The 24,181-nt window shown below is 71.7% G+C and carries 21 protein-coding genes; 15 read left to right on the top strand and 6 right to left on the bottom strand.

Annotation, left to right across the window (positions count from 1 at the left end; all coding sequences use genetic code 11):
• The first annotated feature begins 16 nt into the window (after positions 1-16).
• On the top strand, positions 17-739 hold the full coding sequence (locus tag BMY97_RS35820) for a class I SAM-dependent methyltransferase (protein WP_091626401.1): 723 nt from the start codon (positions 17-19) through the stop codon (positions 737-739).
• Between the two features lie 18 nt (positions 740-757).
• On the opposite strand, the gene BMY97_RS35815 is transcribed toward BMY97_RS35820, so the two are convergent.
• Both BMY97_RS35815 and BMY97_RS35810 read right to left on the bottom strand, forming a co-directional pair.
• The gene (locus BMY97_RS35815; RefSeq protein ID WP_425425379.1) at positions 758-2,044 is read right to left on the bottom strand and encodes an Rv3212 family protein; all 1,287 of its coding nucleotides are present in this window, start codon (positions 2,042-2,044) and stop codon (positions 758-760) included.
• A 261-nt stretch (positions 2,045-2,305) separates the two neighbouring features.
• Positions 2,306-3,922: a DEAD/DEAH box helicase gene (locus tag BMY97_RS35810; RefSeq protein ID WP_091626396.1), complete on the bottom strand. Its 1,617-nt coding sequence runs from the start codon at positions 3,920-3,922 to the stop codon at positions 2,306-2,308.
• A gap of 443 nt (positions 3,923-4,365) precedes the next feature.
• On the opposite strand from BMY97_RS35810, the gene BMY97_RS35805 reads away from it, so the two are divergent.
• Together BMY97_RS35805 and BMY97_RS35800 are read left to right on the top strand one after the other, a co-directional pair.
• The gene (locus BMY97_RS35805; RefSeq protein WP_091626138.1) at positions 4,366-5,019 is read left to right on the top strand and encodes a ferritin-like fold-containing protein; all 654 of its coding nucleotides are present in this window, start codon (positions 4,366-4,368) and stop codon (positions 5,017-5,019) included.
• Positions 5,020-5,114: 95 nt separating this feature from the next.
• Positions 5,115-5,345 carry a DUF3107 domain-containing protein gene (locus tag BMY97_RS35800; protein WP_091626136.1) on the top strand — a complete coding sequence of 77 codons (231 nt, stop codon included), beginning with the start codon at positions 5,115-5,117 and terminating at the stop codon, positions 5,343-5,345.
• A 497-nt stretch (positions 5,346-5,842) separates the two neighbouring features.
• On the opposite strand, the gene BMY97_RS35795 is transcribed toward BMY97_RS35800, so the two are convergent.
• Positions 5,843-6,160: a DUF4873 domain-containing protein gene (locus BMY97_RS35795; RefSeq protein WP_091626133.1), complete on the bottom strand. Its 318-nt coding sequence runs from the start codon at positions 6,158-6,160 to the stop codon at positions 5,843-5,845.
• A gap of 16 nt (positions 6,161-6,176) precedes the next feature.
• Positions 6,177-6,965, bottom strand: coding sequence for a TetR/AcrR family transcriptional regulator (locus BMY97_RS35790; protein WP_091626130.1), 789 nt, complete (start codon positions 6,963-6,965; stop codon positions 6,177-6,179).
• Positions 6,966-7,036: 71 nt separating this feature from the next.
• Here BMY97_RS35790 and BMY97_RS35785 point away from each other — a divergent pair, with 71 nt between their 5' ends.
• Entirely contained in the window at positions 7,037-7,945 is a 909-nt protein-coding gene (locus tag BMY97_RS35785) for an AurF N-oxygenase family protein (RefSeq protein WP_091626128.1), read from the top strand.
• Between the two features lies 1 nt (position 7,946).
• Positions 7,947-8,852, top strand: coding sequence for an alpha/beta fold hydrolase (locus BMY97_RS35780; RefSeq protein ID WP_091626125.1), 906 nt, complete (start codon positions 7,947-7,949; stop codon positions 8,850-8,852).
• Positions 8,853-8,884: 32 nt separating this feature from the next.
• On the opposite strand, the gene BMY97_RS35775 is transcribed toward BMY97_RS35780, so the two are convergent.
• Positions 8,885-9,511 carry a TetR/AcrR family transcriptional regulator gene (locus BMY97_RS35775; RefSeq protein ID WP_091626123.1) on the bottom strand — a complete coding sequence of 209 codons (627 nt, stop codon included), beginning with the start codon at positions 9,509-9,511 and terminating at the stop codon, positions 8,885-8,887.
• A 190-nt stretch (positions 9,512-9,701) separates the two neighbouring features.
• Between BMY97_RS35775 and BMY97_RS35770 the strand changes: the two genes are divergently transcribed.
• The 10 genes from BMY97_RS35770 to BMY97_RS35725 all read left to right on the top strand — a co-directional run bounded on the left by BMY97_RS35770 (position 9,702) and on the right by BMY97_RS35725 (position 23,066).
• On the top strand, positions 9,702-10,622 hold the full coding sequence (locus tag BMY97_RS35770) for an alpha/beta fold hydrolase (RefSeq protein ID WP_245787681.1): 921 nt from the start codon (positions 9,702-9,704) through the stop codon (positions 10,620-10,622).
• Positions 10,623-10,702: 80 nt separating this feature from the next.
• On the top strand, positions 10,703-11,911 hold the full coding sequence (locus BMY97_RS35765) for a DUF3152 domain-containing protein (protein ID WP_091626118.1): 1,209 nt from the start codon (positions 10,703-10,705) through the stop codon (positions 11,909-11,911).
• A 111-nt stretch (positions 11,912-12,022) separates the two neighbouring features.
• Positions 12,023-13,204 (top strand): adenylyltransferase/sulfurtransferase MoeZ, encoded by a 1,182-nt coding sequence (gene moeZ, locus BMY97_RS35760; RefSeq protein WP_091626393.1) that lies wholly within the window; start codon positions 12,023-12,025, stop codon positions 13,202-13,204.
• A gap of 153 nt (positions 13,205-13,357) precedes the next feature.
• Positions 13,358-14,155: a TIGR02569 family protein gene (locus BMY97_RS35755; RefSeq protein ID WP_091626115.1), complete on the top strand. Its 798-nt coding sequence runs from the start codon at positions 13,358-13,360 to the stop codon at positions 14,153-14,155.
• Positions 14,156-14,288: 133 nt separating this feature from the next.
• On the top strand, positions 14,289-16,331 hold the full coding sequence (locus BMY97_RS35750; protein WP_091626113.1) for a molybdopterin oxidoreductase family protein: 2,043 nt from the start codon (positions 14,289-14,291) through the stop codon (positions 16,329-16,331).
• The gene (locus BMY97_RS35745) at positions 16,328-17,752 is read left to right on the top strand and encodes an FAD-dependent oxidoreductase (protein WP_091626110.1); all 1,425 of its coding nucleotides are present in this window, start codon (positions 16,328-16,330) and stop codon (positions 17,750-17,752) included. The genes BMY97_RS35750 and BMY97_RS35745 overlap by 4 nt, the downstream gene beginning before the upstream one ends.
• A gap of 25 nt (positions 17,753-17,777) precedes the next feature.
• Positions 17,778-19,127 carry a nitrate/nitrite transporter gene (locus BMY97_RS35740; protein ID WP_091626108.1) on the top strand — a complete coding sequence of 450 codons (1,350 nt, stop codon included), beginning with the start codon at positions 17,778-17,780 and terminating at the stop codon, positions 19,125-19,127.
• The gene (gene nirB, locus BMY97_RS35735) at positions 19,127-21,631 is read left to right on the top strand and encodes a nitrite reductase large subunit NirB (protein ID WP_091626105.1); all 2,505 of its coding nucleotides are present in this window, start codon (positions 19,127-19,129) and stop codon (positions 21,629-21,631) included. The genes BMY97_RS35740 and nirB overlap by 1 nt, the downstream gene beginning before the upstream one ends.
• Positions 21,628-21,969, top strand: coding sequence for a nitrite reductase small subunit NirD (gene nirD / locus BMY97_RS35730; protein ID WP_091626102.1), 342 nt, complete (start codon positions 21,628-21,630; stop codon positions 21,967-21,969). Before nirB ends, nirD begins: the two co-directional genes overlap by 4 nt.
• Positions 21,966-23,066 carry a uroporphyrinogen-III synthase gene (locus BMY97_RS35725; protein ID WP_091626099.1) on the top strand — a complete coding sequence of 367 codons (1,101 nt, stop codon included), beginning with the start codon at positions 21,966-21,968 and terminating at the stop codon, positions 23,064-23,066. The genes nirD and BMY97_RS35725 overlap by 4 nt, the downstream gene beginning before the upstream one ends.
• On the opposite strand, the gene BMY97_RS35720 is transcribed toward BMY97_RS35725, so the two are convergent.
• Positions 23,063-24,181 carry a winged helix DNA-binding domain-containing protein gene (locus tag BMY97_RS35720; RefSeq protein ID WP_218156952.1) on the bottom strand — a complete coding sequence of 373 codons (1,119 nt, stop codon included), beginning with the start codon at positions 24,179-24,181 and terminating at the stop codon, positions 23,063-23,065. The genes BMY97_RS35725 and BMY97_RS35720 overlap by 4 nt on opposite strands.

Genomic DNA, 24,181 nt, shown 5'->3' with positions numbered 1-24,181 from the left:
CGGTGAGACTGGCCCGGTGTTCTCCGACGCCGATGCCGCCGAGCTGTACGACACGCTGAATCCCTGGGATGGCAGCCGCTTTCCGGCGGACGCCTTCTACGACGGGCTGGTCACGGCCGCCGGGTCCGTGCTCGACGTCGGGTGCGGGACCGGGGCCATGCTGCACCGGGCGCGTGAGCGTGGGCACCGGGGGCGGCTCGTCGGGATTGATCCGGATCTTGCCGCACTGGGACGGGCGCGCCGGCGTGGCGACGTCGAGTGGATCGCCGGCACCGCGGCGGAAATCGGGCTACGGCAGGAGTTCGAGCTGGCCACCATGGTCAGCCACGCGTTCCAATGCCTCGTCGGCGACGATGAGCTCCGACGGTCGCTCACGGCGGTTCGCGGGGCGTTGGCCGACGGTGGGTGCTTTGCCTTCGAGACGCGGCATCCGCAGGCAAAGGCTTGGCAGGACTGGAATCCCGCCCAAGTCACCGAAATCGCGGGGCTGCGGATGTGGCACGAGGTCGAGTCCGTCGTCGACGACGTCGTCACGTTCACCGAGACCACCGCCCAGCCGGACGGCACCGTGCTGCGCGTCGACCGCACCGCCTTGCGGTTCCTGGACGTCGCGCCGCTGAACGCGTTCCTCGCCGAAGCCGGGTTCGAGGTGGCCGAGCAGTACGGCGACTGGCGGCGCGGCCCGCTGACCGGGGCCAGCCGGGAGATCGTGACCATCGCCCGGCGCGTCGACGGCTGAGCAAGGGCCGCGCCGGGGTTACTTCAGCGCCGCCACGACCGGGCCGCGTTGTTCCAGCAGCACCGGGCCCAGCGCGGTCAGCCGGACGACCCCGCGGTAGCCGCCGCGGTCGACGCCGACGGTGCGGATCGTCGAGCCGTTCGCCTCGTTCAGCACGGCCAGCCCGCCCCTGATCGGGACGACCAGTTGCCGCGCGAAGGTGATGCCCGGGCCCAGCGTGCCGTCGAGCGTCCAGCGTGGCGTGAGGTCGTCGCGAGAGAGGGCGACGGTCTTGCTGCCGGTGAACCAGTAGATGCCGCTGTCGGTGCGTGACGTCTGCTCGACGCCGCCCGCCGGGTCACCCGCGAGGTCGCTCGCCGGCAAATCCATCGGGTACGCGGACTTCTCATTACCGTCCGCACCGTAGATGACCAGCAGTTTCTGGTCCGGCAGCAGCACGGCCGTCAGGTCACCCGACATCGCGATCACTCGCGCCCGGGAGCCGGCCAGCACCGAGCTGAACACCACAGGCGGCTCGTCCTCGTGCTCGCCCGTCGCCTTGTAGACGGTGAGCCGGTCGTGCGGGTCGCCCGGGCAGCGCTCGATCACGCCGACCTTCTCCGCCGCCGCGGCCACCGTGCCGTACGTGCAGCCGGTGCGCGGCTGCTTGTTCGGGTTCACGATCGCCGGGACCTTGCCGTACTCCATGCTCTTCACGAGGTCGTCGCGCCACGTGTCGAGCAGCTGCTTGCCGGTGGTGGTCACGTGGGTGCCGTCGCTGACGAGCTGGGTGCCGAGCTCGGCGTCGCCGTTGCGCTGGGCGGTGATGTGCCCGGTCGACGGGTTCAGCTGCGTGACCTCGCTGCAGCCCTGCGACTTGTGGTAGACGGCGTTCACCCGCCCCCACGCACTGTCCACAGTGCACAGTTGCAGGTTCTCGCGCGTGTAGTGCCAACGGATCCGTCCGGTCAACGGGTCCCGGCCGGCGACCTCGCCGCTGTCGGCCGTGACCACGTTGCCGCCCTCGCCGATGGGCACGGGCGTGGCGGCGCTGGGCGCCTGCCAGAGCTGGGCCATCGACCCCGGCACGGCCTCGGGCGCGGCCGGCAGGGCCGGCGGCGGTTCGGCGATCGCGCGGCTGGTGTGCAGGTTGTCGCTGTTGACGGCCACGATCAACGTGACCACCACCACGACCACCGCGATCAGGGCCGCGATCACGCGGTCCCGGCCGCGATTCCACTGCGACTTGCGCGCCTTCACCGGCGGCGTGGTGTCCGCTGCGACGTCATGCCGCGACGGGACCAGGACGTCCTCATCGCCGTACACGGGTGGTTCCGCGACAGGCTCAGTGTCGTGCGAAGCGCTCGGCTCGGCTTCGTATCGCGCCGCGGAGACGACGCCGGAAGGCTGTTCTTCGCCGAAGCGCCCGGCGCCGAGTTCCTCAGCGCCGGGCGATCCGGTGTCCTGCTGGCCGTCGGCGGGAGTGCCCGCTACGTCCGATCCGGGCTGTTCCGGTGCGTTGTGCTCCGCACCGTCCCCGTGGTCGTTCACGTGCCTTGCTCCTGCCGTCGGCTCCGCTTGTGCCCCTCAGTCTGCCGACGCAGGTGTATCAGACGTCGCGGAGGGGCGGCGACGACGGCGCCGGCGGGCCGGACGCTCCCCGTTGTCGCCGGAGTCCTTCTCGGCCTGGCCGGCGGGGCCGGTGGCTTCGGGGCTCGAGTTCGCGGCACCGCGGGTGCGACGGCGGGAGCGGGTGCGCTCGCCGCCCTCGGCGGTGTCGGAGTCAGCCGAGGCAGGGGCCGAGCCCGAAGCCGCGGCATCGGCGGCTTCCACGGCCTCGGCCGCGCGCGAGCCGCCGCGGGTCCGCTTGCGCGGGCTGCGGTTGCGCTTGCGCGGCGCTTCCTCGGCATCGGAAGAGGAGCCACGACCAGGGCCGCTGCGGCCACGGCGCTTGCCGCCCAGGTCCTCTTCCTCCTCGGCGGCCAGACCGGCGCGGGTGCGCTTGGCCAGCGGCAGCCGGCCGGTGGTGCCCTCCGGGATACCCAGGTCGCTGAACAGGTGCTTCGACGAGGAGTACGTCTCCACCGGCTCCGGCTTGTCCAGGCCGAGCGTGTCGGAGATCAGCTTCCAGCGCGGCATCTCGTCCCAGTCGACCAACGTGACGGCGACACCGGTGCGCCCCGCGCGGCCGGTGCGGCCGATGCGGTGCACGTACGTCTTCTCGTCGTCCGGGCACTGGTAGTTGATCACGTGCGTGACGTCGTCGATGTCGATGCCGCGGGCGGCCACGTCGGTCGCGACCAGCACGTCGACCTTGCCCGAGCGGAACGCGCGCAGCGCCTGCTCCCGCGCGCCCTGGCCGAGGTCACCGTGCACGGCGGCGGCCGCGAAGCCGCGCTCCACCAGGTCGTCGGCCACCTTCTGCGCGGTGCGCTTGGTGCGGCTGAAGATCATCGTCAGCCCGCGGTCCTGCGCCTGCAGGATCCGGGCGATCACCTCGGGCTTGTCCATCGAGTGCGCCCGGTAGACGAACTGGGTGGTGCGCTCGTGGATCGCGCTCGCGTCGTTCTCCTCGGCGCGGATGTGCGTCGGCTGGCGCAGGAAGGTGCGGGCCAGCGTGATGATCGGGCCGGGCATGGTGGCCGAGAACAGCATGGTCTGCCGCTCGTCCGGCACCATCCGCAGGATGCGCTCGATGTCGGGCAGGAAGCCCAGGTCGAGCATCTCGTCGGCCTCGTCCAGCACCAGGCCGCGGACCTTGCCGAGCACCAGGTCCTGCCGCTCGGCCAGGTCGAGCAGCCGGCCCGGGGTGCCGATCACGACGTCGACGCCCTTGCGCAGCGCGTCGATCTGCTGCTCGTACGGGCGGCCGCCGTAGATGGCCAGGGTGCGGATGCCGAGGTGCTTGCCGGCGCCCTTGAGGTCGTTCGCGACCTGGACGCACAGCTCGCGGGTCGGGACCACGACCAGCACCTGCGGGGTGCCGTCGCCGGGGACCTGCACGCGGTGCAGCAGCGGGACGCCGAAGCCGAGGGTCTTGCCCATGCCCGTGCGGGCCTGGCCGATCAGGTCGTCGCCGGCCATGGCCAGCGGGAGGGTGAGCTCCTGGATGGCGAACGTGCGCTCGATGCCGGCCTCGACCAGCGCCCGCACGATCTCCGGCTTGACGCCGAACTCGGCGAAGGTGGGCGCCTCGGGGGTCACCGGCGCCCCGGCCTGCAGCGGGTGCGAGGTGTCGAGTGCGGCCGGGCCGTTCTCGCTGTGCTCGAGGGCCACCGCGGCGGTTTTTTCGGTGGTGGAAATTTCTGCGGTCAGGGTGATCGCCTCTCTCGTGACCAGCGCGCACAGGCCGGTTTGTCACTCGACACTCGACCGGGGGCTCGGGCTCGCACCGTCTGGCGGTGTCGGAGCCGTCCACCCGGGAATGCCGCTGGAGGCGTGCACGCACAATTTGCGGCGAACCCCGGCAGCCCTGGTGGCGCCGGTCGCCCGCCTGGTTCCCGCAGCCGATGGCGTGCGGAAGCTTTGTCAATCTCTTCGGCAGTGTACCTGGTCAGGAGTTTTTCAACAGTACCGGGCGCGGCGGGGCCGGGTGGGATCGGTCTCTTCCCGACGGCCGCGGCCGGTTCGGCGATACCCTCGTCGCCGTGAGCGAGCCGAAAGAGATCAGCGAAGGCGTCGTCGACCTGCTCGGCGTGATCGCCTATCTCGAACTTTCCGCGTTCGACCGGATGGCGGAGGACGCCCGCAAAGCGCCGACGCTCGCCGGCCGCGCCGCGCTGGCGTCGATGGCCGCGGCGGAGATCGGCCACTACGACCTGCTGGCCGCGCATCTGGCCGGCGGCGGCGTGAAGGTCGAGGACGCGATGGGCCCGTTCGTCGCGCAGGTGGACGCCTGGCATGCCTCGACGCGGCCGAAATCGTGGCTGGAGTCGCTGGTCAAGGCCTACGTCGGCGACGGGCTGGCGGCCGACCTGTACCGCGAGATCGCGAGCTGGCTCGACGCGGAGACCAAGGACCTGGTGCTCACGGTGCTGGCCGACACGGGTCATTCAGCGTTCGCCGAGCGCGAAGTCGCCGCCGGCATCAAGGCCGATCCGAAGACGCGCGACAAGCTCGCGCTGTGGGGCCGCCGGCTGCTCGGCGAGGCGCTGACGCAGGCCCAGTACGTCGTCGCCGAGCGCGATGGCCTGGCGGAACTCATCGTGGCCGGGTCCGGTGACCTGTCGGGAATCGGCGCCCTGTTCCGGCGGTTGCAGCAGGGGCACACCAAGCGCATGCAGGCGCTCGGACTCGGGTGACGTCGTTTTCTCGCGCGGAGGCGCGACACCGGAGCGGAGCGGTTCGGCTAGCCTTGCCAGGCGTAACCCCATCGAATTTCCAGCGGAGGTCCCACGTGGAGGTCAAGATCGGCATCAAGGACACCCCGCGCGAGCTGGTGGTGTCCAGTGGCCAGACCGCCGACGAGGTGGAGAAGCTGGTCGCCGAAGCCCTGACGGCCGGTGACGGGCTCTTCCGCCTCAACGACGAGAAGGGCCGCAAGTACCTCGTGCCCGCCGACCGCATCGCGTACGTCGAGATCGCCCCCTCGGACTCGCGCAAGGTCGGCTTCGGCGTCGGCGGCTGAGGCCTGGCGGCAACGCGCGAAGGCCGCTCCGGGGATTCCCGGGGCGGCCTTCGCTGTGTTCGGGGGTGCCCCGCCCGCAGGGTTGCCCACACTCCCCACGGGGGTGCCCCTATTCGCTTTGTCAGGCCACGGCGGCCTTCGGGGGTACCGGCAGTGGGTTTGGCGCGGAACATGGCGAACAGGACGTCGCAGTGGCGGCGAACCAGACAGGTCAGTGCGGCGAGCCCGTCGAGCAGGGCCTGCAGCCTGGGCTCGCTGTCGAGCAGCGGTTTGCCATGCAGCCGCTGGCCGTCCGGGTTGAGACCGACCGCATGGTGGGCGTCCTTGCCGGAACCCCCACCCGCCACAGGATTCCCCCGCCCGCCACAGGGGGCGTCCCATGCCCAGCCTACCGGCGGGGGGCGACGGAACTGGCTAGGAAGCCGTGGGGCGCAGGAGCCGTCCACAATCAGCCGGGGGTGTGGACAAACGCCGGCGGGCCGGGCCAGGTGGCGGATTCAGGCGTTCAGTTCCTCGAGGCTGGTCGGCACCGCGAACGGCGGCGTCGACGTGCCCATGATGCGGTAGCGGCCCCACGGGTCGGGGTCGGACAGCTCGCCGGTGGCGACACGGCCGGCCACCCGGATCTCGCACGCCGTCTTCCTGCCGCCGGCCAGGTCGGCGACGGCCGGGTCGGCGGAGATCCGGCCGTACCAGTGGTAGTAGCCGTCGATGGGCTGGAAGTAGCCGCGCAGGTCGACCTCGACCGGTAGCTCCCGGCCGTCGGCGATGAGGATCGCCGCGCCCGCGTAGCCGTCTTCGTCGTGCTCGCTCATGACCGTGCTCCTCTGCTCAGCCGGCGTCGCTGTCGGCCGGTTTCCCGTCGTCCTTGGCCCGGCCGAGCTGGACGACCTTGTTGGCCTCCAGCGGCAGGCTCGGGTCGATCACCACGCCGTGCTGGCGGGTCAGCCCGTCGATCGCCGCCCAGATGATCTGGGTGAGGTACTCGACGACCGAGTCGCGGCTCATCGAGCGCCGGTCGAGCCACCATTCGCCGGTGCTCTGGACCATGCCGACGATGCCGTGCGCCCACGGCTCCGCGGCGCCGGAGTCCATCGTGAACATCCGCATGTAGTCGCCGAGCAGGGCGGTCAGCGCGGTGGCGATGACCTCCTTGTCCTCGGCCACGACGTCGGCGTCCACGACCTTGCCGGGCAGGCCGCCGTGCGCGAGCAGGCGGTAGAGGTTCGGGTGCTCCTCGATCACGGTGAAAAACGCGTCGAGCGCCATCCGGATCCGCGGCACCGGCGCCAGTTCGGCGTTGATGGCCGGGATCAGCCGCTCGAAGAGGATCTCCGTGCCGCGCTGGCCGAGGGCGACGTACAGGTCGGCCTTGTCTTCGAAATGCCGGTACAGCACGGGTTTCGTGACGCCGGCCTCCGCGGCGACGTCCTCCATGCCGAGGTCCGGGCCGTGGCTGTCGAGCGCGCGCAGAGCGGCTTCGACGAACTCGGCGCGGCGCGCGATGCGGTGCTTGCGCCACCGGTCGCGGCGGGCGTCGCCGGTCGTCGCCTCCCCGGAAGCGGGCTGCTTGCCGGACTGCTTGCTGGAGCGCTTGACACGTTCGATCACGCAGGTCATGCTACCAGAGGTAACTGTTACCTCGGGTTACATATACAGCAGTGCGGCACCGGCGCCGGAAGGGGCGAGTCATGACGCGGACGCTCAAGGACACGGACCGGGACAGGACCGCCGAGCGGCTCCTGAAGTCCTCGGCCACCAAGTTCTACGACCCCGACGTCGACATCGACTGGGACGCGCCGCTGGTCGAGGGCAAGCGTTTCATCCTCGACGAGCGCTCTTCGCTGTACGGCACGGAACTGTGGGACAAGCTCAGCCCGGAGCAGCGGATCGAGCTCGGCAAGCACGAGGTCGCCAGCGTCGCGACCACCGGCCTGTGGTTCGAAATCCTGCTGATGCAGATGCTGCTCAAAGAGGTCTACGAAGAAGACCCCACCACGGCGCACGCGCAGTTCGCGCTCACCGAAATCGCCGACGAATGTCGTCACTCCACCATGTTCGCGCGCATGGCCTCGCGGATCGGCTGCCCCGCGTACGGCCCGGTGCCGTTGCTGCGCCGCTTCGCGAAGCTGATGCCGTCGATCTCCTACGGCCCCGCGCGTTACGGCGCGATCCTGGTCGCCGAGGAGGTGCTCGACCGGCTGCAGCGCGAGCAGATGGTCAGCGAGGACGTGCAGCCGCTGGTGCGGATGGTCAACCGCATCCACGTGCTGGAGGAGGCGCGGCACGTCACGTTCGCCCGCGAGGAGGTGACGCGCGGGATGGCGAAGCTGTCGAAGGCGGAGATCGTCTACCAGCAGTTCATCATCGCGCTGATCTCGTACTTCGTGACGCGCGCGTTCATCAACCCGAACGTCTACAAGGCCGTCGGCATCCGGCCGCGCGACGGCGTCAAGGCGGCGCTGGAAAACCCGAAGTGGCAGGGCACGATCGCCTGGGCCGGGGAGAAGATCATGCCGTTCCTGCAGGAGTCCGGGCTGGTCGGGTGGCCGGGGCGGTACTTCTGGCGCAAGTCGTTCCTGCTGCCGAAGGGCAAGTGAAGTGACCACCATTGAACGGCTGCGTCACCCGGCCCGTGAGCACCGGTTCGTCGCGAGTGACGGCTGTGCGCTGCACGTCGAGGCGTCCGGCCCGGCCGACGCCGCGGTGACGCTGGTGCTCGCGCACGGCTGGACGCAGGACCACCGCACCTGGGACGGGGTGGTGGCCGCGCTCGGCCCGGGCACCCGGGTGCTGCGCTACGACCTGCGCGGCCACGGGGGATCGGCGCCGGCCCGCCGGGGCACCGCGACGATCCCGCGGCTGGCCGACGACCTCGCCGAGCTGATCGCCGCGCGCGTGCCGTCCGGGCCGATCGTGCTCGCCGGGCACTCGATGGGCGGGATGACCGTGATGGCGCTGGCCGAGCGGCATCCGGAACTGGTGGCCGCGCGGGTCGTGGGGGCGGCTTTCGTGGCCACGTCTTCGGGCCAGATGGACCGGATCACGTTGGGGCTGCCGGGATTGGCCGGGGAGTTCTCCGTCCGGTTCGAGCGGCGGATCGCGAAGGCGCTGGCGCACCGGCGTGGCGAACGGCTGCCGTTGAGCCCGGCGCTGGTGCGGTCCGGCGCCCGGTTCCTGGTGTTCGGGGACCATCCGCGACGGGCCGACGTCCGGCTGGTCGCCGATCAGCTGTTGTGCGCGCACCCGGCCAGCCTCGGCGAGTTCCAGGACGCCATTTCCACGCACGACCGGCGGGTGGCGCTGGCCGCCCTGCGCGGCGTGCCGACGGTGGTGCTGGCGGGGGAGAAGGACCGGCTGTGCCCGTTGCCGCACGCCAAGGTGATCGCCGACGAGCTGCCGGACGCGGAGTTCGTGCGTTACCCGGGGGCCGGGCACATGCTGCCGCAGGAACGGGCGGGCGAGGTGGCCGCGCGAATCGGCGCGTTGGTGCGCAAAGGCTCGTGAGCGTCCAGAACGGTGCTAACCGTCCTGAACACTCACGAGTCCTTGAGGGGGAAGCCGCCGCCGACGCCCCGCCAAGCCAGGTTGGCGGTCAGGGCCACGGCCTCTTCCTTGCTGATCGACTGGTTGTGCTGGAGCCAGTACCGCGCGCTCACCTGGCTCATCCCGACCAGGCCCACGGCCAGCAGCCGCGCCTTGTCCTCGTCCAGGCCCGCGTCCGCGGTGATCGTCTCCGTGATCGCCTCGACGCTGGCCGAGGTGGCCCGGTCCACCGCCTCCTGCACGGCGGGCTCACCCCGCAGGTCCGACTCGAAGACCATGCGGAAGGCGCCCGCGTCGTTGTTCACGAAGTCGAAGAACGCGGCGACGGTGGCGGGCACGCGCTGGCGGTTCTCGGTGGTCGAGTCCAATGCGCCCTTCACCCGGCCGACCAGGTCGTCCACGTGGCTTTCCAGCAGTGCGATGTACAGGTCCAGCTTCCCGGGGAAGTGCTGGTAGAGCACCGGCTTGCTGACGCCGGCCTCTTCGGCGATCTCGTCCATCGCCGCGGCGTGGTAGCCGTTCTCCGCGAAGACCCGTTGCGCGGCCGCCAGGAGCTGGGCGCGGCGTTCCGTCCTCGGCAGCCGGACGCCCCGTTGCTGCAGTCGCGCCATGTCCGTCATTGTTCCTCCCGTCCGCGGCTTCGACGGGCGGGGGTCACCACCGCGTGAAGTGGTTTTGAGATTACTCGTCGGTACGCCCGAAACGCCAAGTGTCGGGCATTCTGGATCCGTGACCCTTCCGACCACCCGCCCGGCGGCGGAGGCGGCGACCCGCGCGCCGCTCACCCACGTGCCCCTCTCCACGCGGCCGCTGCCGCCGCTCGAACCGGTGCTCCCGCCCTGGCCGGGCGCCGTCGAGGAGGTCGGCGGGGTGGCACTGAACGTCCGCCGCACCCCGGGCCCGGACGGCTCGGTCGCGGTCTACGTCCACGGCCTCGGCGGCTCGTCCAGCAACTGGACGGACCTCGCCGCGCTGCTTTCGCCGGTCGCGCGCGGACGGGCGATCGACCTGCCCGGCTTCGGCTACTCCGAGCCGGAGGCGGAGTTCGACTTCAGCCTCGACGCGCACGCCGAAGTCCTTGCGAAGTACGTCGAAGGGCTCGGCGCCGGCCCCGTCCACCTGCTCGGCAACTCCATGGGCGGCGCGATCGCCCTGCTCGTCGCGGCGCGTCGGCCGGAGCTGGTCAAGACGCTCACGCTCATCTCGCCCGCGATGCCGGACCGCCGACCGGACCCGCGCCGGCTGTCGGACCCGATGATGGCGCTCGCGTACCTGCCGGTCGTGGGCACGCGCGTGCGGCGGCGGATGGCCGGGCTGACCGCGCGCGAACGCGCCGCGCAGGTGATCAAGCTGTGCTTCCACGACCCGGCGAAGTTCCCCGATTCCCGGCTGGACGAGCTGGCCGCGGAGCACGGCGCGCGGGCCGGGTTCGCCTGGGCCGCCGGGGCCATGGCCCGCAGCACGTTCGGCATCTTCCGCGCCTGGTCGGCTCGCGGGGAGGCTTCGCTGTGGGCGGTCGCGCCGCGCGTGACGAGCCCGACACTCGTGGTCTGGGGCCTGCACGATCGGGTGATCTCGGCCCGCCGCGCGCCCCGCACCGCCCGGCTGCTCCCGCGCGGCCGGCTGCTGGTGCTCCCCCGGACCGGCCACGTGGCGCAGATGGAACGCCCGAACGTCGTAGCCCGGGCCGTGCTCGGGCTCTGGGAGTCCGCGGAAAACGGTCAATGGTAGGCCGATCGGGTGAAAGATGATCTCTCGGTAATCCGCCAGTCGCTTTCGGCATCACCGTGCGGTTATGGCACCCTGGGGCCGTGGACCGGCTTAAGCACGACGCTCGAGGAGACGACCGGCGGGCTTCGTACGCCGGGTCGTCGCGACGCACGTCGTCCGGGGCCGCGTCTTCGGGCTCTTCGAAGAAGCCCGCGAACTCCCCGCTGACCGACACCGGCTCGCCGCGCGTCGGCCAGTTCCGCCCGTCGAAGGCCCCGGCGCAACGCGTCGGCGAGGACCGTTACCGCCCCGGCACCCGCCGCACCAGCGCCGAGCCGCTGCGCGCGTCGTGGAAGCCGAAGAGCGAGGACGACGAGGAGCGGCCCGCGCGCCGTCCGGTCAAGAAGCCCGGCGGCGGCATCGGCAAGTTCGTGAAGACCTACGGCTGGCGGGTGTACGCGCTGCCGATCCTGGTGGTGATCACCGCGCTGGTGGTGTTCAACACCGCCACCGGCCCGCCCGAGCCCGGCTCGCCGGCCGGTGCCGCCGCGGGTGAGGCGGCGGTCGGCGATTCCACCGCGGGCGCGATCGACGGCGGCGACGGCATCCCGGAGAACCCGGCGAAGCCGGTCGACGTCAACGTGCCGACCGCGGAGCTGCCCAACGGCGGCGACTACACCCAGGACGGCAAGGGCACCTGGCACGTCGTGCCGGGCTCCGGGCCGGTCGTCGGCAAGGCCGGCAAGCTCTACACCTACACCGTCGCGGTCGAGGACGGCATCGACCCGGCCAGCTACGCCGGCGACGACAGCTTCGGCACCGCGGTCCAGGGCATCCTGTCCGATCCGCGCAGCTGGACCTGGAACGGCGAGATCCGGCTGCAGCGGGTCGACGCCAGTTACCCGAACCCGGACTTCCAGGTGAGCCTGACCTCGCCGAACACCACGCACCGGGCCGACGCCTGCGGGTTCCAGATCAAGTTCGAGGCCTCCTGCTACCGGCGCAGCATGGGCCGGGTGCTGATCAACCTGGCCCGCTGGGTGCGCGGCGCGAAGGTCTACGGCGCGGACATGACCGGCTACCGCCAGTACGCCATCAACCACGAGGTGGGCCACGCGCTCGGCAACATCCACGTCGGCTGCCCCGGCAACGGCCAGCCCGCGCCTGTGATGATGCAGCAGTCGTTCGGCGTGGCCGACGACTACGTGGCCGCGCTGAACAACATCCCCGGCGGCGACAAGGGCAAGGTGGCCCCTGACCACCGCGTCTGCGTGCCCAACGCGTGGCCGAACCCGACCCCGCCGCAATAGCCGTACAAAGCAACCCCCTTCCCACGATCTGGACCCGGGGAAGGCTGGCTTGCGTGTGCGCGTTGTAGATACTGGGATCGACAACGCGATCCGCGCGAGATGGAGGACCCGATGTCAGACACGGCACTGCCGCCGCTCGTAGAGCCGGCTGCCGAGCTCACCAAGGAAGAGGTGGCCCGGTACAGCCGTCACCTGATCATCCCCGACGTCGGGGTGGTCGGGCAGAAGCGGCTCAAGAACGCGAAGGTCCTGGTCATCGGGGCCGGCGGCCTGGGCAGTCCCGCGCTGCTGTACCTCGCCGCGGCGGGTGTGGGCACCCTCGGCATCGTCGACTTCGACGTGGTCGACGAGTCCAACCTGCAGCGCCAGGTGATCCACGGCATCTCCGACGTCGGCAAGCTCAAGGCCGCCTCGGCGCAGGAGTCGATCGCCGAGATCAACCCGCTCGTCAAGGTCTACCTGCACACGGAGCGGCTCGAGTCGGCGAACGCGCTGGAGATCTTCGGCCAGTACGACCTGATCGTCGACGGCACGGACAACTTCGCCACGCGTTACCTGGTGAACGACGCCGCCGTGCTGCTGGGCAAGCCGTACGTGTGGGGCTCGATCTTCCGGTTCGAGGGCCAGGTGAGCGTCTTCTGGGAGGACGCGCCGAACGGCAAGGGCCTGAACTACCGCGACCTCTACCCCGAGCCGCCGCCGCCGGGGATGGTGCCCTCGTGCGCCGAGGGCGGTGTGCTGGGCGTGCTGTGCGCGTCCATCGGCTCGATCATGGTGACCGAGGCGATCAAGCTGATCACCGGCATCGGCGAGCCGCTGCTCGGGCGGCTGATCAGCTACGACGCGCTCGAGATGAAGTACCGCGAGGTCAAGATCCGCAAGGATCCGGAGACCCCGAAGATCACCGAGCTGATCGACTACGAGGCGTTCTGCGGCGTCGTTTCCGACGAGGCGGCCGAGGCCGCTTCGGGCAGCACGATCACGCCCGCGGAGCTCAAGGCCAAGTTCGACAACGGCGAGAACTTCGCCCTGATCGACGTCCGCGAGCCGCACGAGTACGAGATCGTCAACATCAAGGGCGCGACGCTGATCCCGAAGGACCGGATCCTCTCGGGCGAGGCGCTCGCGGAACTGCCGCAGGACAAGCCGATCGTGCTGCACTGCAAGTCCGGCGCGCGGTCCGCGGAGGCGCTGGCGGCGCTGCACGCGGCCGGTTTCAAGGACGCCACGCACCTCGGCGGCGGCGTGCTGGCCTGGGCGCGGCAGATCGATCCGAGCCTGCCGACGTACTGACCGTTTGCCCGTGAAGGCCTCCTCACCCTGCGCGCGACGCGGGCAAGGGGGCCTTCACGGCTTTTGGCGGCGAACGTCCGGGTGTGAGAAAACACTGCGTGACCAGCGCGTCTTCTCGTTCGTGGCGGATCGGCCGGGGTACCGTTTCCTGTTGTGCGGTCCACTCTCGAACGGCCTTCCGAGCGCGTGTGCGCAGCTTTCGGCGGCGAGCTGGACGGGGTTTCGGCCCTGCCGGATTCGTCCGCCTGGCAGTGCGGTGACCTGGTGCTCAAGCCGGTCGCCGACAAGTCGCGCACGCTGTGGACCGCGCGGGCGCTGGACCACATCGACGAGCCGGGCCTGCGGGTCGCCAAACCGGTGCGCTCGCGCGACGGCCGCTGGATCGTCGGCGACTGGTCCGCGTGGCGGTATGTCTCGGGCACGCCGGAGCACCGCTGCGACGAGGCCGTGCTCACCGCGGTGAAGCTGCATCGCGCCACGGCCGACCTGCCCCGGCCGGACTTCCTGAGTGCCCGCACGGACGTCGACGCGGTCGCGGACCGCATCGCGTGGGAAGAGCTGGACCGCTCGCTCGACGAGGCCAAGGGCGGCCGCTGGTTCGAGATCCTGGCCCCGGCCCGCCGCCCGGTGAAGCTGCCCCCGCAGGTCGCCCACGGCGAACTGCTCGGCGGCGTCCTGTTCGACGGCCCCGCGGCCCCGGGCATCGTCGACTTCGTGCCGTACTACCGCCCGGGCGAATGGGGCGCCGCGATCGCCGCCGTCGACGCCCTCTCCTGGGGCGGCGCGACGGCCGCGCTGATCGACCGCTGGGCCCACCTGCCGGAATGGCCGCAACTGCTGCTGCGCGCAGTGCTCTTCCGCCTGGCCGCGAACGCCCTTAACCCCCGCTCCACGGGCGCCGCCCTGGACGGCCTGCGCGCGGCGGCACGTGAGGTCAGCGCCGTCCTCTGACGAGCACGGACCTCACCGGCGGCCCGCGCGCGGCCGGGAGATATGTCAACTGGGCGAAACATTCGGGAGTTTCCAGGTAACACGGCGTCCTTAGCGTCGGGGTCATCGCCGATCCCGAGGAGCGCTCGTGCCTGTGCCGTCCGTCGACACGCATTGCCCGTACTGCGCGTTGCAGTGCGGGATGCGCTTGACGGGTTCGCGGGTCGAGCCGCGGGACTTTCCGGTCAACGCCGGGGGGTTGTGCCAGAAGGGCTGGACGTCCGGTGACCTGCTGAGGTCCGGGCGCAGGCTGACGACGCCGCTGGTCCGGCGGGGTGGGGAGCTCGAGCCCGCGAGCTGGGACGAGGCGCTGGACGTCGTCGGCGGGAAGTTGCGGGAGCTGCGGGAACAGCACGGGCCCGATTCCGTCGCGGTGTTCGGCGGGGGTGGGCTGACCAACGAAAAGGCGTACCAGCTCGGCAAGTTCGCCCGGGTCGCGCTCGGGACCTCGCAAATCGACTACAACGGCCGGTTCTGCATGTCCTCGGCCGCGGCGGCCGGGCTTCAGGCCTTCGGCGCCGACCGTGGGATGCCGTTTCCCGTCACCGATCTCGGTGGTGCCGACGTGGTGCTGCTGGCCGGGGCGAACCCGGCCGAGACGATGCCGCCGTTCGTGCAGCACCTGCGGGGCGCGGACCTGATCGTGGTCGACCCGCGCCGCACGCCGACCGCCGAGCTGGCCGGCCTGCACCTGGCGCCCGCGCCGGGCACGGATCTCGCGCTGGCGCTGGGCATCCTGCACGCCGTGGTCGCCGAGGGCCACCTGAACAAGTCCTTTGTGGACCTCAGGACTGCGGGGTTCGACGAGATGTGGCGGATCGCCGCCGCGTGGTGGCCGGAGCGGGCCGAACGCGTCACCGGCGTCTCCGCGGCTGACCAGCGCGCCGCCGCGGCCAAGCTGGCGGGCGCGCGCAACGCCTACGTCCTCACTGCGCGCGGGACCGAACAGCACGCCACAGGCACGGCGAACGTCGGCGGCTGGATCAACCTGGCGCTCGCGCTCGGGCTGCCCGGCCGCGAAGGGTCCGGTTTCGGCTGCCTGACCGGGCAGGGCAACGGCCAAGGCGGGCGGGAGCACGGGCAGAAGGCCGACCAGCTGCCCGGTTACCGCAAGATCACCGACCCCGCCGCGCGCGAGCACGTCGCCGGGGTCTGGGGAGTGCCACCGGAAAGCCTGCCGGGCCCGGGCCGGTCCGCCACCGAGCTGCTCGAAGCACTCGGACACGACGACGGTCCCCGCGCGCTGCTGGTCTTCGGCAGCAACGTGGTGGTGTCCGCGCCTCGCTCGTCGGGCGTCCAGAAGCGACTGTCCTCATTGGATCTCCTGGTGGTCGCCGACCTCGTGTTCTCCGAGACGGCCGCACTGGCGGACGTGGTCCTGCCCGTGACGCAGTGGGCCGAGGAGGACGGCACCCTCACCAATCTGGAGGGACGGATCCTGTTGCGTCGCAAGGCACTCGACGCACCACCGGAGGTCCGCACCGACCTCGAGGTGATCAACGGCCTCGCCACCCGGCTCGGTCAGCCGGCGGCGCGGTTCCCGGTTGACGCCGAGACCGTCTTCGAAGAGCTGCGCGCCGCGTCGAAGGGCGGCACCGCGGACTACTCCGGTGTCACCTACGATCGGCTGCGCGCGGGCGAGGCGCTGCACTGGCCGGTGCCGGACGAAAACCACCCCGGCACGCCGCGGATGTTCCTCGACCGGTTCGCCCACCCGGACGGCCGCGCCCGCTTCGCCGCCGTCGACCACACCGGGCCCGCCGAGCTGCCCGACGCCGACTTCCCCTTGCAGGCCACCACCGGCCGGGTGCTCCAGCACTACCAGTCCGGCGCGCAGACCCGGCGGATCACCGAGCTGATGGACGTCGTGCCGGAGATGTTCGTCGAGGTCCACCCGGACACCGCCGCGCGCTCCGGGCTCGCCGACGGTGAGCGCGCGCTGGTCCGCTCACGGCGCGGCGAGACCGTGGCGAAAGTGCGCTGTGTCGGATCGCTGCGGCCCGACCTGGTGTTCCTGCCGTTCCACTTCCCGGGCGAGGGCCGCGCGAACCTGCTCACCAACCCCGCGCTCGACCCGGTCAGCCGGATGCCCGAGTTCAAGGTGTGCGCGGTGGCCCTGTCCAAGGTGGACACATGAGCGCCCGGCCGGTGGTGATCGCCGGCTACGGCATGGCCGGCGCGCGGCTCGCGGACGAGATCCGGCGACGCGACCCCGCCGGGGAGCGGGTGCGGCTCACCGTGGTCGGCGCCGAACCGCATCCGGCGTACAACCGGGTGCTGCTGTCGTCGGTGGTCGCGGGCGGGCTGAGCGCCGAGATGGTCCGGCTGCACGACGAGGGCTGGGCGGCGCGCACGAGCGTAGACCTGCGCCTCGACACGGCCGTCACCGCGATCGACCGTCGGAACCGTTGCGTCGAAACGAAAAGCGGACCGGTGCCGTACGACGCGCTGGTGCTCGCCACCGGCGCGGCGCCCTGGCTGCCGCCGGTGGAGGGGCTCGAACCCGGCCCGGATGTCGTTGCCTTCCGGACCCTCGACGACTGCGCCCGCATCCTCGACGCCGCCCGTCCCGGCGCGCCCGTCGCCGTGCTCGGCGGCGGCCTCTTGGGGTTGGAAGCCGCCCGCGGGCTGGCCGGTCGCGGCGCGAACGTCACCGTCGTGCACCCGCGCCGGCACGTAATGGAGCGCCAGCTCGACGCCGGAGCCGGGCGGGTGCTCGCGCGGCGGCTCGCCGAGCTGGGCGTCACCTTCCGCTTCGAGGCGACGGCCGCGCGGTACCTGCCCGGGGACGGACTGAAGCTCGACGACGGCACGCTCGTCCCGGCCGACCTCGTGGTGGTCGCCGCCGGGGTCCGCCCCGAGACCGCGCTGGCCGAGGCCGCCGGGCTGGCCGTCGACCGGGGCGTGCTGGTCGACGATCTCTTACGCACCAACGACGGCCGGATCCATGCCCTCGGGGACTGCGCGCGGCACGCGAACGCGCCCGCCGGGCTCGTGCAGCCCGCGTGGGAGCAGGCGTCGGTGCTCGCCGACCTGCTCACCGGCGCTGACACGGCCGCCCGCTACCGCGGCACCACCGCGGTCACCCGGCTGAAGGCGCGCGACGTCGACCTCACCGCCGTCGGCGAGACCCACGTGACCAGCGAGGACGCCGGCGCGGACGTGCTCACGTTCGACGACCCGTCCGGCGGCCGTTACGGCAAGCTGGTGATCCGCGGCAACCGGGTCACCGGCGCGATCCTGCTCGGCCTGCCGGACGCGGCCGCCACCGTCACGCAGTTCCACGACCGCGGCATCCCGTTGCCCGACGACCGCCTCGCGGTGCTGCTCGGCCGCGCGCTGCCCGCGGGCACGCCGGCCGCCGCGAGCCCCGCCGACCTGCCCGCATCGGCGCTGATCTGCCGGTGCAACGCCGTCACCAAGGGGCGGCTCGTCGACGCCTGGCGCGGCGGCGCGACCGACGTCGCCGCGCTGGCCCGCGTCACCCGTGCCACCACCGGCTGCGGTGGCTGCCGGGACACCGTCGGCGCTGTCGCGGATTGGCTGGCAGCGCAGTGAAAGACCCGTCAATGAGGAGGACGCCATGACCACAACGGCCCACCGGGGCGCCCGCTGGATCGAACGCTGGGAGCCCGAAGACGAGGGATTCTGGGAATCGACCGGGAAGAAGATCGCCCGGCGCAATCTGTGGTTCTCCGTGTTCTCCGAGCACATCGGGTTCTCGATCTGGACCCTGTGGTCGGTGGTCGTGCTGTTCATGGGCCCGGCCTACGGCTTCTCGGCCGCGGACAAGTTCCTGCTGGTGTCCACGCCGACGCTGGTCGGCGCGATCATGCGGCTGCCCTACACCTTCGCCGTGGCGCGGTTCGGCGGTCGCAATTGGACGGTCATCAGCGCGGCCCTGCTGCTCGTCCCCACGGTGCTCACGGCGATCGTGCTGCACCCCGGCACGTCGCTGGGCACGTTCCTGGTCATGGCGGCGCTGGGCGGGGTCGGCGGCGGCAACTTCGCGTCTTCGATGACCAACATCAACACCTTCTACCCCGAACGGCTCAAGGGCTGGGCGCTCGGCCTCAACGCCGGCGGCGGGAACCTCGGCGTGGCGGTGATCCAGCTCGTCGGGCTGCTCGTGATCGCCGTGGCGGGTGCGACCGCGCCGAGGCTGGTGCTCTACATCTACCTTCCGCTGATCGTGATCGCGGCCGTCTGCGCGGCGCTGTTCATGGACAACCTCGCCACCGTGCGCGGTGACACCAAGGCGATGCGCGAGGTCGTCCGGCACGGCCACGCCTGGGTGATGTCGCTGCTGTACGTCGGCACGTTCGGCTCGTTCATCGGTTACAGCTTCGCGTTCGGGCTGGTGCTGCAGAACCAGTTCGGCCGGACGCCGCTGCAGGCCGCCGCGGTGACGTTCCTGGGCCCGCTGCTCGGCTCGCTGTCCCGCCCGCTCGGCGGTCGCCTGTCCGACCGGATCGGCGGCGGCCGGGTCACCTTCGTGACGTTCGCCGCGATGGCGCTGGCCACGGCGGTGCTGATCGTGGCTTCGTCGGCGGACTCGCTGGCCCTGTTCACGGTCGCGTTCATCGTGCTGTTCATCCTGACCGGGATCGGCAACGGCTCGACGTACAAGATGATCCCGGCGATCTTCCGCGCCAAGGCCCGCGCGGCCATCGACGCGGGCGCCGAGGAGACGGCCGAGCTGCTGAAGGCACGCCGCCTGTCCGGCGCACTGATCGGGCTGGCCGGGGCACTCGGCGCGCTGGGCGGGCTGTTCATCAACCTCGCCTTCCGGCAGGCCTTCGCCGACGCGCACAGCGGGGTGCCCGCGTTCGCCGGGTTCCTGGTCTTCTACGCGGTCTGCGTGGCCGTCACCTGGGCGGTCTACCTGCGCAAGCCGGTGGCGCAGGTGAAACCGGCGCTGGCGGGGGTCTGATGCGCACGCTGGTGGTCGCCGGGCACGGCATGGTCGCGCACCGGCTCGTCGAGGCGGTGCGCGCGGCGGACACGGCGGGACGGTGGCGGATCGTCGTGCTCGCCGAGGAGCCGCGGCCGGCGTACGACCGGGTCGCGCTGACGTCCTATGTGGACACCTGGGATCCGGCCGCGCTGGCGCTGCCCGGCTCCGACTACGCCGGTGACGACGCGGTCGAGCTACGGCTGGGCGATGCGGTGACCTCGGTGGATCGGGCCGCGAAGACCGTCACCACCGCGTCGGGCTACACGCAGTCTTACGACGCACTGGTGCTGGCCACCGGGTCACGGCCGTTCGTGCCGCCGGTGCCGGGCCGGGACCTGCCGGGCGTGTTCGTCTACCGGACGATCGAAGACCTCGACGCCATCCGGGAGGCCGCCTCTCGGCCCGGTCGTGGACGCCGTTCCGCCATGGTGATCGGCGGTGGCCTGCTCGGGCTGGAGGCGGCGAAAGCGTTGCGTGACATGGGGTTGTCGCCCCATGTGGTCGAGATGGCGCCGCGGCTGATGCCGTTGCAGGTGGACGAGGGCGGCGGCGCGCTGCTGCGGCGGCTGATCGCGCAGCTCGACGTGACCGTCCACACGGGAACGTCCACGGATGTCATCGAGGCGGACGGGTCCCGGCTGCTGGCGAGGCTGGGCAACGGGACCGAGCTGGACGTCGACCTCGTCGTGTTCTCCGCCGGGGTCCGGCCCCGTGACGATCTGGCGCGCGAGTCCGGTCTGGAGGTCGGCGGGCGGGGCGGCGTGCTCGTGGATTCGGCGTGCCGGACCAGTGATCCGGCGGTGTACGCGATCGGTGAGTGCGCGGCCGTCGAGGACCGGGTGTACGGCATCGTCGCGCCGGGTTACGCGATGGCGGAGGTGGTCGCGGCCGGGCTGACCGGTGGCAGCGCGACGTTCCCGCTGCCGGACACCTCGACCAAGCTCAAGCTCATGGGTGTCGACGTCGCGAGTTTCGGCGACGCGCACGCGGCCACCGAGGGCGCGCTGGAGGTCGCGGTCAACGACGCGGTGACCGGCACGTACAAGAAGCTGGTGGTCACCGACGACGGCAAGACGCTGCTCGGTGGCGTGCTGGTGGGCGACGCGGCGGAGTACAACACGCTGCGCGCGCTGGTCGGCCGCCCGCTGCCGGCCGAGCCGGGTGCGCTGCTGGCACCAGCCGGCGGGGCCGCTTCGGTGGGCGTCGAAGCACTGCCGGACGAGGCGCAGATCTGTTCGTGCAACGGCGTTTCCAAGGGCGCGCTGACGCGGGCGATCACCTCGGACGGCTGCGATTCGGTGGGCAAGCTGAAGGCGTGCACCCGCGCGGGCACCTCGTGCGGCTCGTGTGTGCCGATGCTGACCAAGCTGCTGAACGCTTGCGGCGTCGAACAGTCCAAGGCGCTGTGCGAGCACTTCGGACAGTCGCGGGCCGAGATGTTCGAGATCATCCGGGCCACGCGCATGACCACCTTCAGCGAGGTCATCACGCGGTACGGCACGGGCACGGGCTGCGCGGTCTGCAAGCCTGCGGTCGCGTCGATCCTGGCCACCCTCGGCAACGGGCACATCCTCGGCGGCGAGCAGGTCACGCTCCAGGACACCAACGACAAGTTCCTGGCCAACATCCAGCGCAACGGCAGTTACTCCGTCGTGCCGCGGATTCCCGGCGGGGAGATCACGCCGGAGAAGCTCCTGGTGATCGCCCAGGTGGCCGTGGACTTCGGGCTGTACACCAAGATCACCGGCGGGCAGCGGATCGACCTGTTCGGCGCGACCGTGGACCAGCTGCCGGAGATCTGGCGGCGGCTGGTGGACGCCGGGTTCGAGTCCGGGCACGCGTACGGCAAGGCGCTGCGGACGGTGAAGTCCTGTGTCGGGTCCACCTGGTGCCGCTACGGCGTGCAGGACAGCGTGGCGCTGGCGATCGAGCTGGAGCTGCGGTACCGCGGGCTGCGCTCGCCGCACAAGATCAAGTCCGGGGTGTCCGGGTGCGCGCGGGAGTGCGCGGAGGCGCGGAGCAAGGACTTCGGCGTGATCGCCACGGAGCACGGCTGGAACCTGTACGTCGGAGGCAACGGCGGTGCCACGCCACGGCATGCCGAGCTGCTGCTGTCCGATGTGGACACCGAAACGCTGATCCGGACGATCGACCGGTTCCTCATGTTCTACGTGCGCACGGCCGACCGGCTGCAGCGCACGGCGCCGTGGATCGAGGAGATGGAAGGCGGCCTCGACCATCTGCGCGCGGTGATCGTCGACGACAGTCTCGGCATCTGCGAGGACCTGGACGCGGCGATGGCCAAGCACGTCGAGGGCTACACCGACGAGTGGCGCGGGGTGCTGGAGGATCCGGAGAAACTGGCGCGGTTCAGCTCGTTCGTGAACGCGCCGGGCACACCGGACCCGTCGATCTCGTTCCGCGAGGAGCGTGCGCAGAAGGTGCCCGTGATGCTGGGTGTGCCGGAGGTCAGGCGATGACGGTTTCGATCGAGCGGACCTGGACGGCGGTGTGCCCGGCTTCGGCGGTCCCGGAGTTCTCCGGAGTGGCGGCGCTGGTGGACGGCGAGCAGGTGGCCGTGTTCCATGTGGACGGTGACAATTGGCACGCACTGTCCAACTGGGACCCGTGCAGCGGGGCGGCGGTGCTCTCGCGCGGCATCGTCGGCGACGCCGGGGGAGTCCCGGTGGTCGCGTCGCCGGTGTACAAGGACCGGTTCGAGCTGACCACTGGACGCTGTTTGGAGCACGAAGGCGTGAGCGTGGCGGTGTACTCGGTGCGGGTGCGCTCGGGCGTGGTCGAGGTGGGCTCCCCGTGACGGACGTGCTTCCGCTGGCCGGGTTCGTGGTCGGCATCACCGCGGCGCGCCGGGCTGAAGAGCTCGGCGCGCTGCTGGTGCGTAAGGGTGCGGCGATCCGGTACGGCCCGGCGATCCGGATCGTCCCGCTGGCCGACGACACCGAGCTGCACACGGCGACGCTGCGGCTGCTGGAGTCCTCTGTGGACGCGGTGGTGGCGACCACCGGCATCGGCTTCCGCGGCTGGGTGGAGGCCGCCGAGGGCTGGGGCCTCGGCGAGGCGCTGCTGGAGTGCCTTTCCCGCTCGTCCCTGCTGGCCCGTGGCCCGAAGGCGACCGGCGCGTTGCGGGCGGCCGGGCTTTCGGAGGACTACTCACCGGCGTCGGAGAGCAACGCCGAGGTGCTGGAGCACCTGCTCGAGTCCGGTGTGGACGGAAGGTCGATCGCCGTGCAGCTGCACGGCGAGCCACTGCCGTACTTTGTGGACACTCTGCGCGAGGCCGGCGCGGAGGTGATCGAAATCCCGGTGTACCGCTGGGTCGGCCCGGCGGACCCCGGCCCGCTGGACCGGCTGCTGGACGCCGTGCTGGACGGCACCGTGGACGCGCTGCCGTTCACGAGCGCCCCGGCGGTGGCGTCGGCGCTGGCGATGGCGCGGCGGACCGGACGGCTGCCCGCGCTGGTGGACGCGCTCTCGACGCGGGTGGTGGTCGCGTGCGTCGGCCCGATCACGGCAGGGCCGCTCGCCGCGCTGGGCGTGCCGACGGTGCAGCCCCAGCGATCCCGGATCGGCGCGCTGGCCCGGACCGTCTCGGAGGCGCTGATGTCCCGCTCGCCCCGGCTGTGCGCCGCCGGGCACGCCATCGAACTACGCGGCCAGGCGGCGATCGTCGACGGTGAATGGTGCGATGTCGCCCCGGCCCCCATGGCGCTGTTACGCGCGTTGGCCCGCTCACCGGGCCGCGTCGTCTCCCGGCGCGAGCTGACCTCCTCGCTGCCCGGCGGCGGCGAGGAACATGCGGTGGAGACGGCGATCGGGCGCCTGCGCACGTCCCTTGGCGGTGGCGGCGTGGTGCAGACGGTGGTGAAGCGCGGCTACCGGCTGGCCGTGGACTAAGCCCAGACCACCGTGTGGGTGTCGTAGCCACGAGCGGTGGCCACGAGCGCCGCTTCGTCCTCGGCCGCCGTGCGGTGCGCGCGCTGGAGCGGGGTGAACGGGGAGATCGTGAGGGCCAGGCGCTTGCCCGTCGCCTTGGCGCGCCAGGTGCCCAGCAGCTCACCGTCGACGAGCAGCGCGCCGGGGCTGCCGAGGATCTTCCAGACCTCCTTCGCGTACGCCTTGTCCGGGACCAGCACGGACTTGTCACGCGCCTGCGTGAACGGATCCCATGGCGGCAACAGCCGGACCAGCGACGGCGTGGGCGGGTTCTCCAGCGCGGCGAGCCGGTCCGCGGGCAGGAAGGCGCGGCGGCCGTCCACCCGGACCTCGGCCAGATCGGCCGGCCAGGTCTGCTTGAGCACGCTCTTCGCCGTGCCCGCGAAACCGGCGGCGTCGCCCTGGGCCGCGGGACCGTTCAGACGCAGGTACCGCTCCAGCACCCGGGACGCGGCGGCCGGGTCCGCGCGCGTCGAGACCCGGCCGCGGTCCTCCAGCGGCGCCAGCGTGGCGGGGGACTGGTCGGCCTCCAGCCGGACGCCGCCGTGCAGCGCGGCGACCCGCATGAGCTGCTCGTACACGTGCGTGGCCTGGCAGCCCCGGCACGCGTAGGAGAACGAGTCCGGCAGCAGCTTCGTCACCGCGGTGCTCGCGGCGCCCTTGGACATCGTCTTCGTCACGACCTTGCGCAGCGCCCGCGCGGTCGTGAAAAGAACGTCCACTGCGGACAGTCCGGTCTGGGCCAGTTCCTTCTGCTGCCACAAGATCCGGGCCAGCGCGTCCGCCTCGTCCAGCGGGACCAGCGACGCGACCAGCTCCGGCAGGTCCGCGCGACGGTGGAAGTGCGGCGCGCCGCGGTGCGACCACACCAGCGTCAGCCGGGGGTCTTCGGCCAGCGTCGTGGGGACCACCGGCCCGGCCGAGCGCGCCGCGAGGCCGAGCAACGCCGTGTCGCGCATGCTGTCCTGGAGCCCGAGGTCGAACACGGCCAGCGCGAGTGGGTCGCCCGCGCCGCGATGCAGGCCGTGTTCGGCGATCCGGTACGCCATGACCTGCTTGCGTGACACGTCGAGCAC

It is taken from the genome of Amycolatopsis saalfeldensis (genome assembly GCF_900110575.1).
Classification (GTDB): domain Bacteria; phylum Actinomycetota; class Actinomycetes; order Mycobacteriales; family Pseudonocardiaceae; genus Amycolatopsis; species Amycolatopsis saalfeldensis.
The sequence above is the reverse complement of the archived record's forward strand: the minus strand, read 5'-3'. Positions and strand labels throughout refer to the sequence as shown.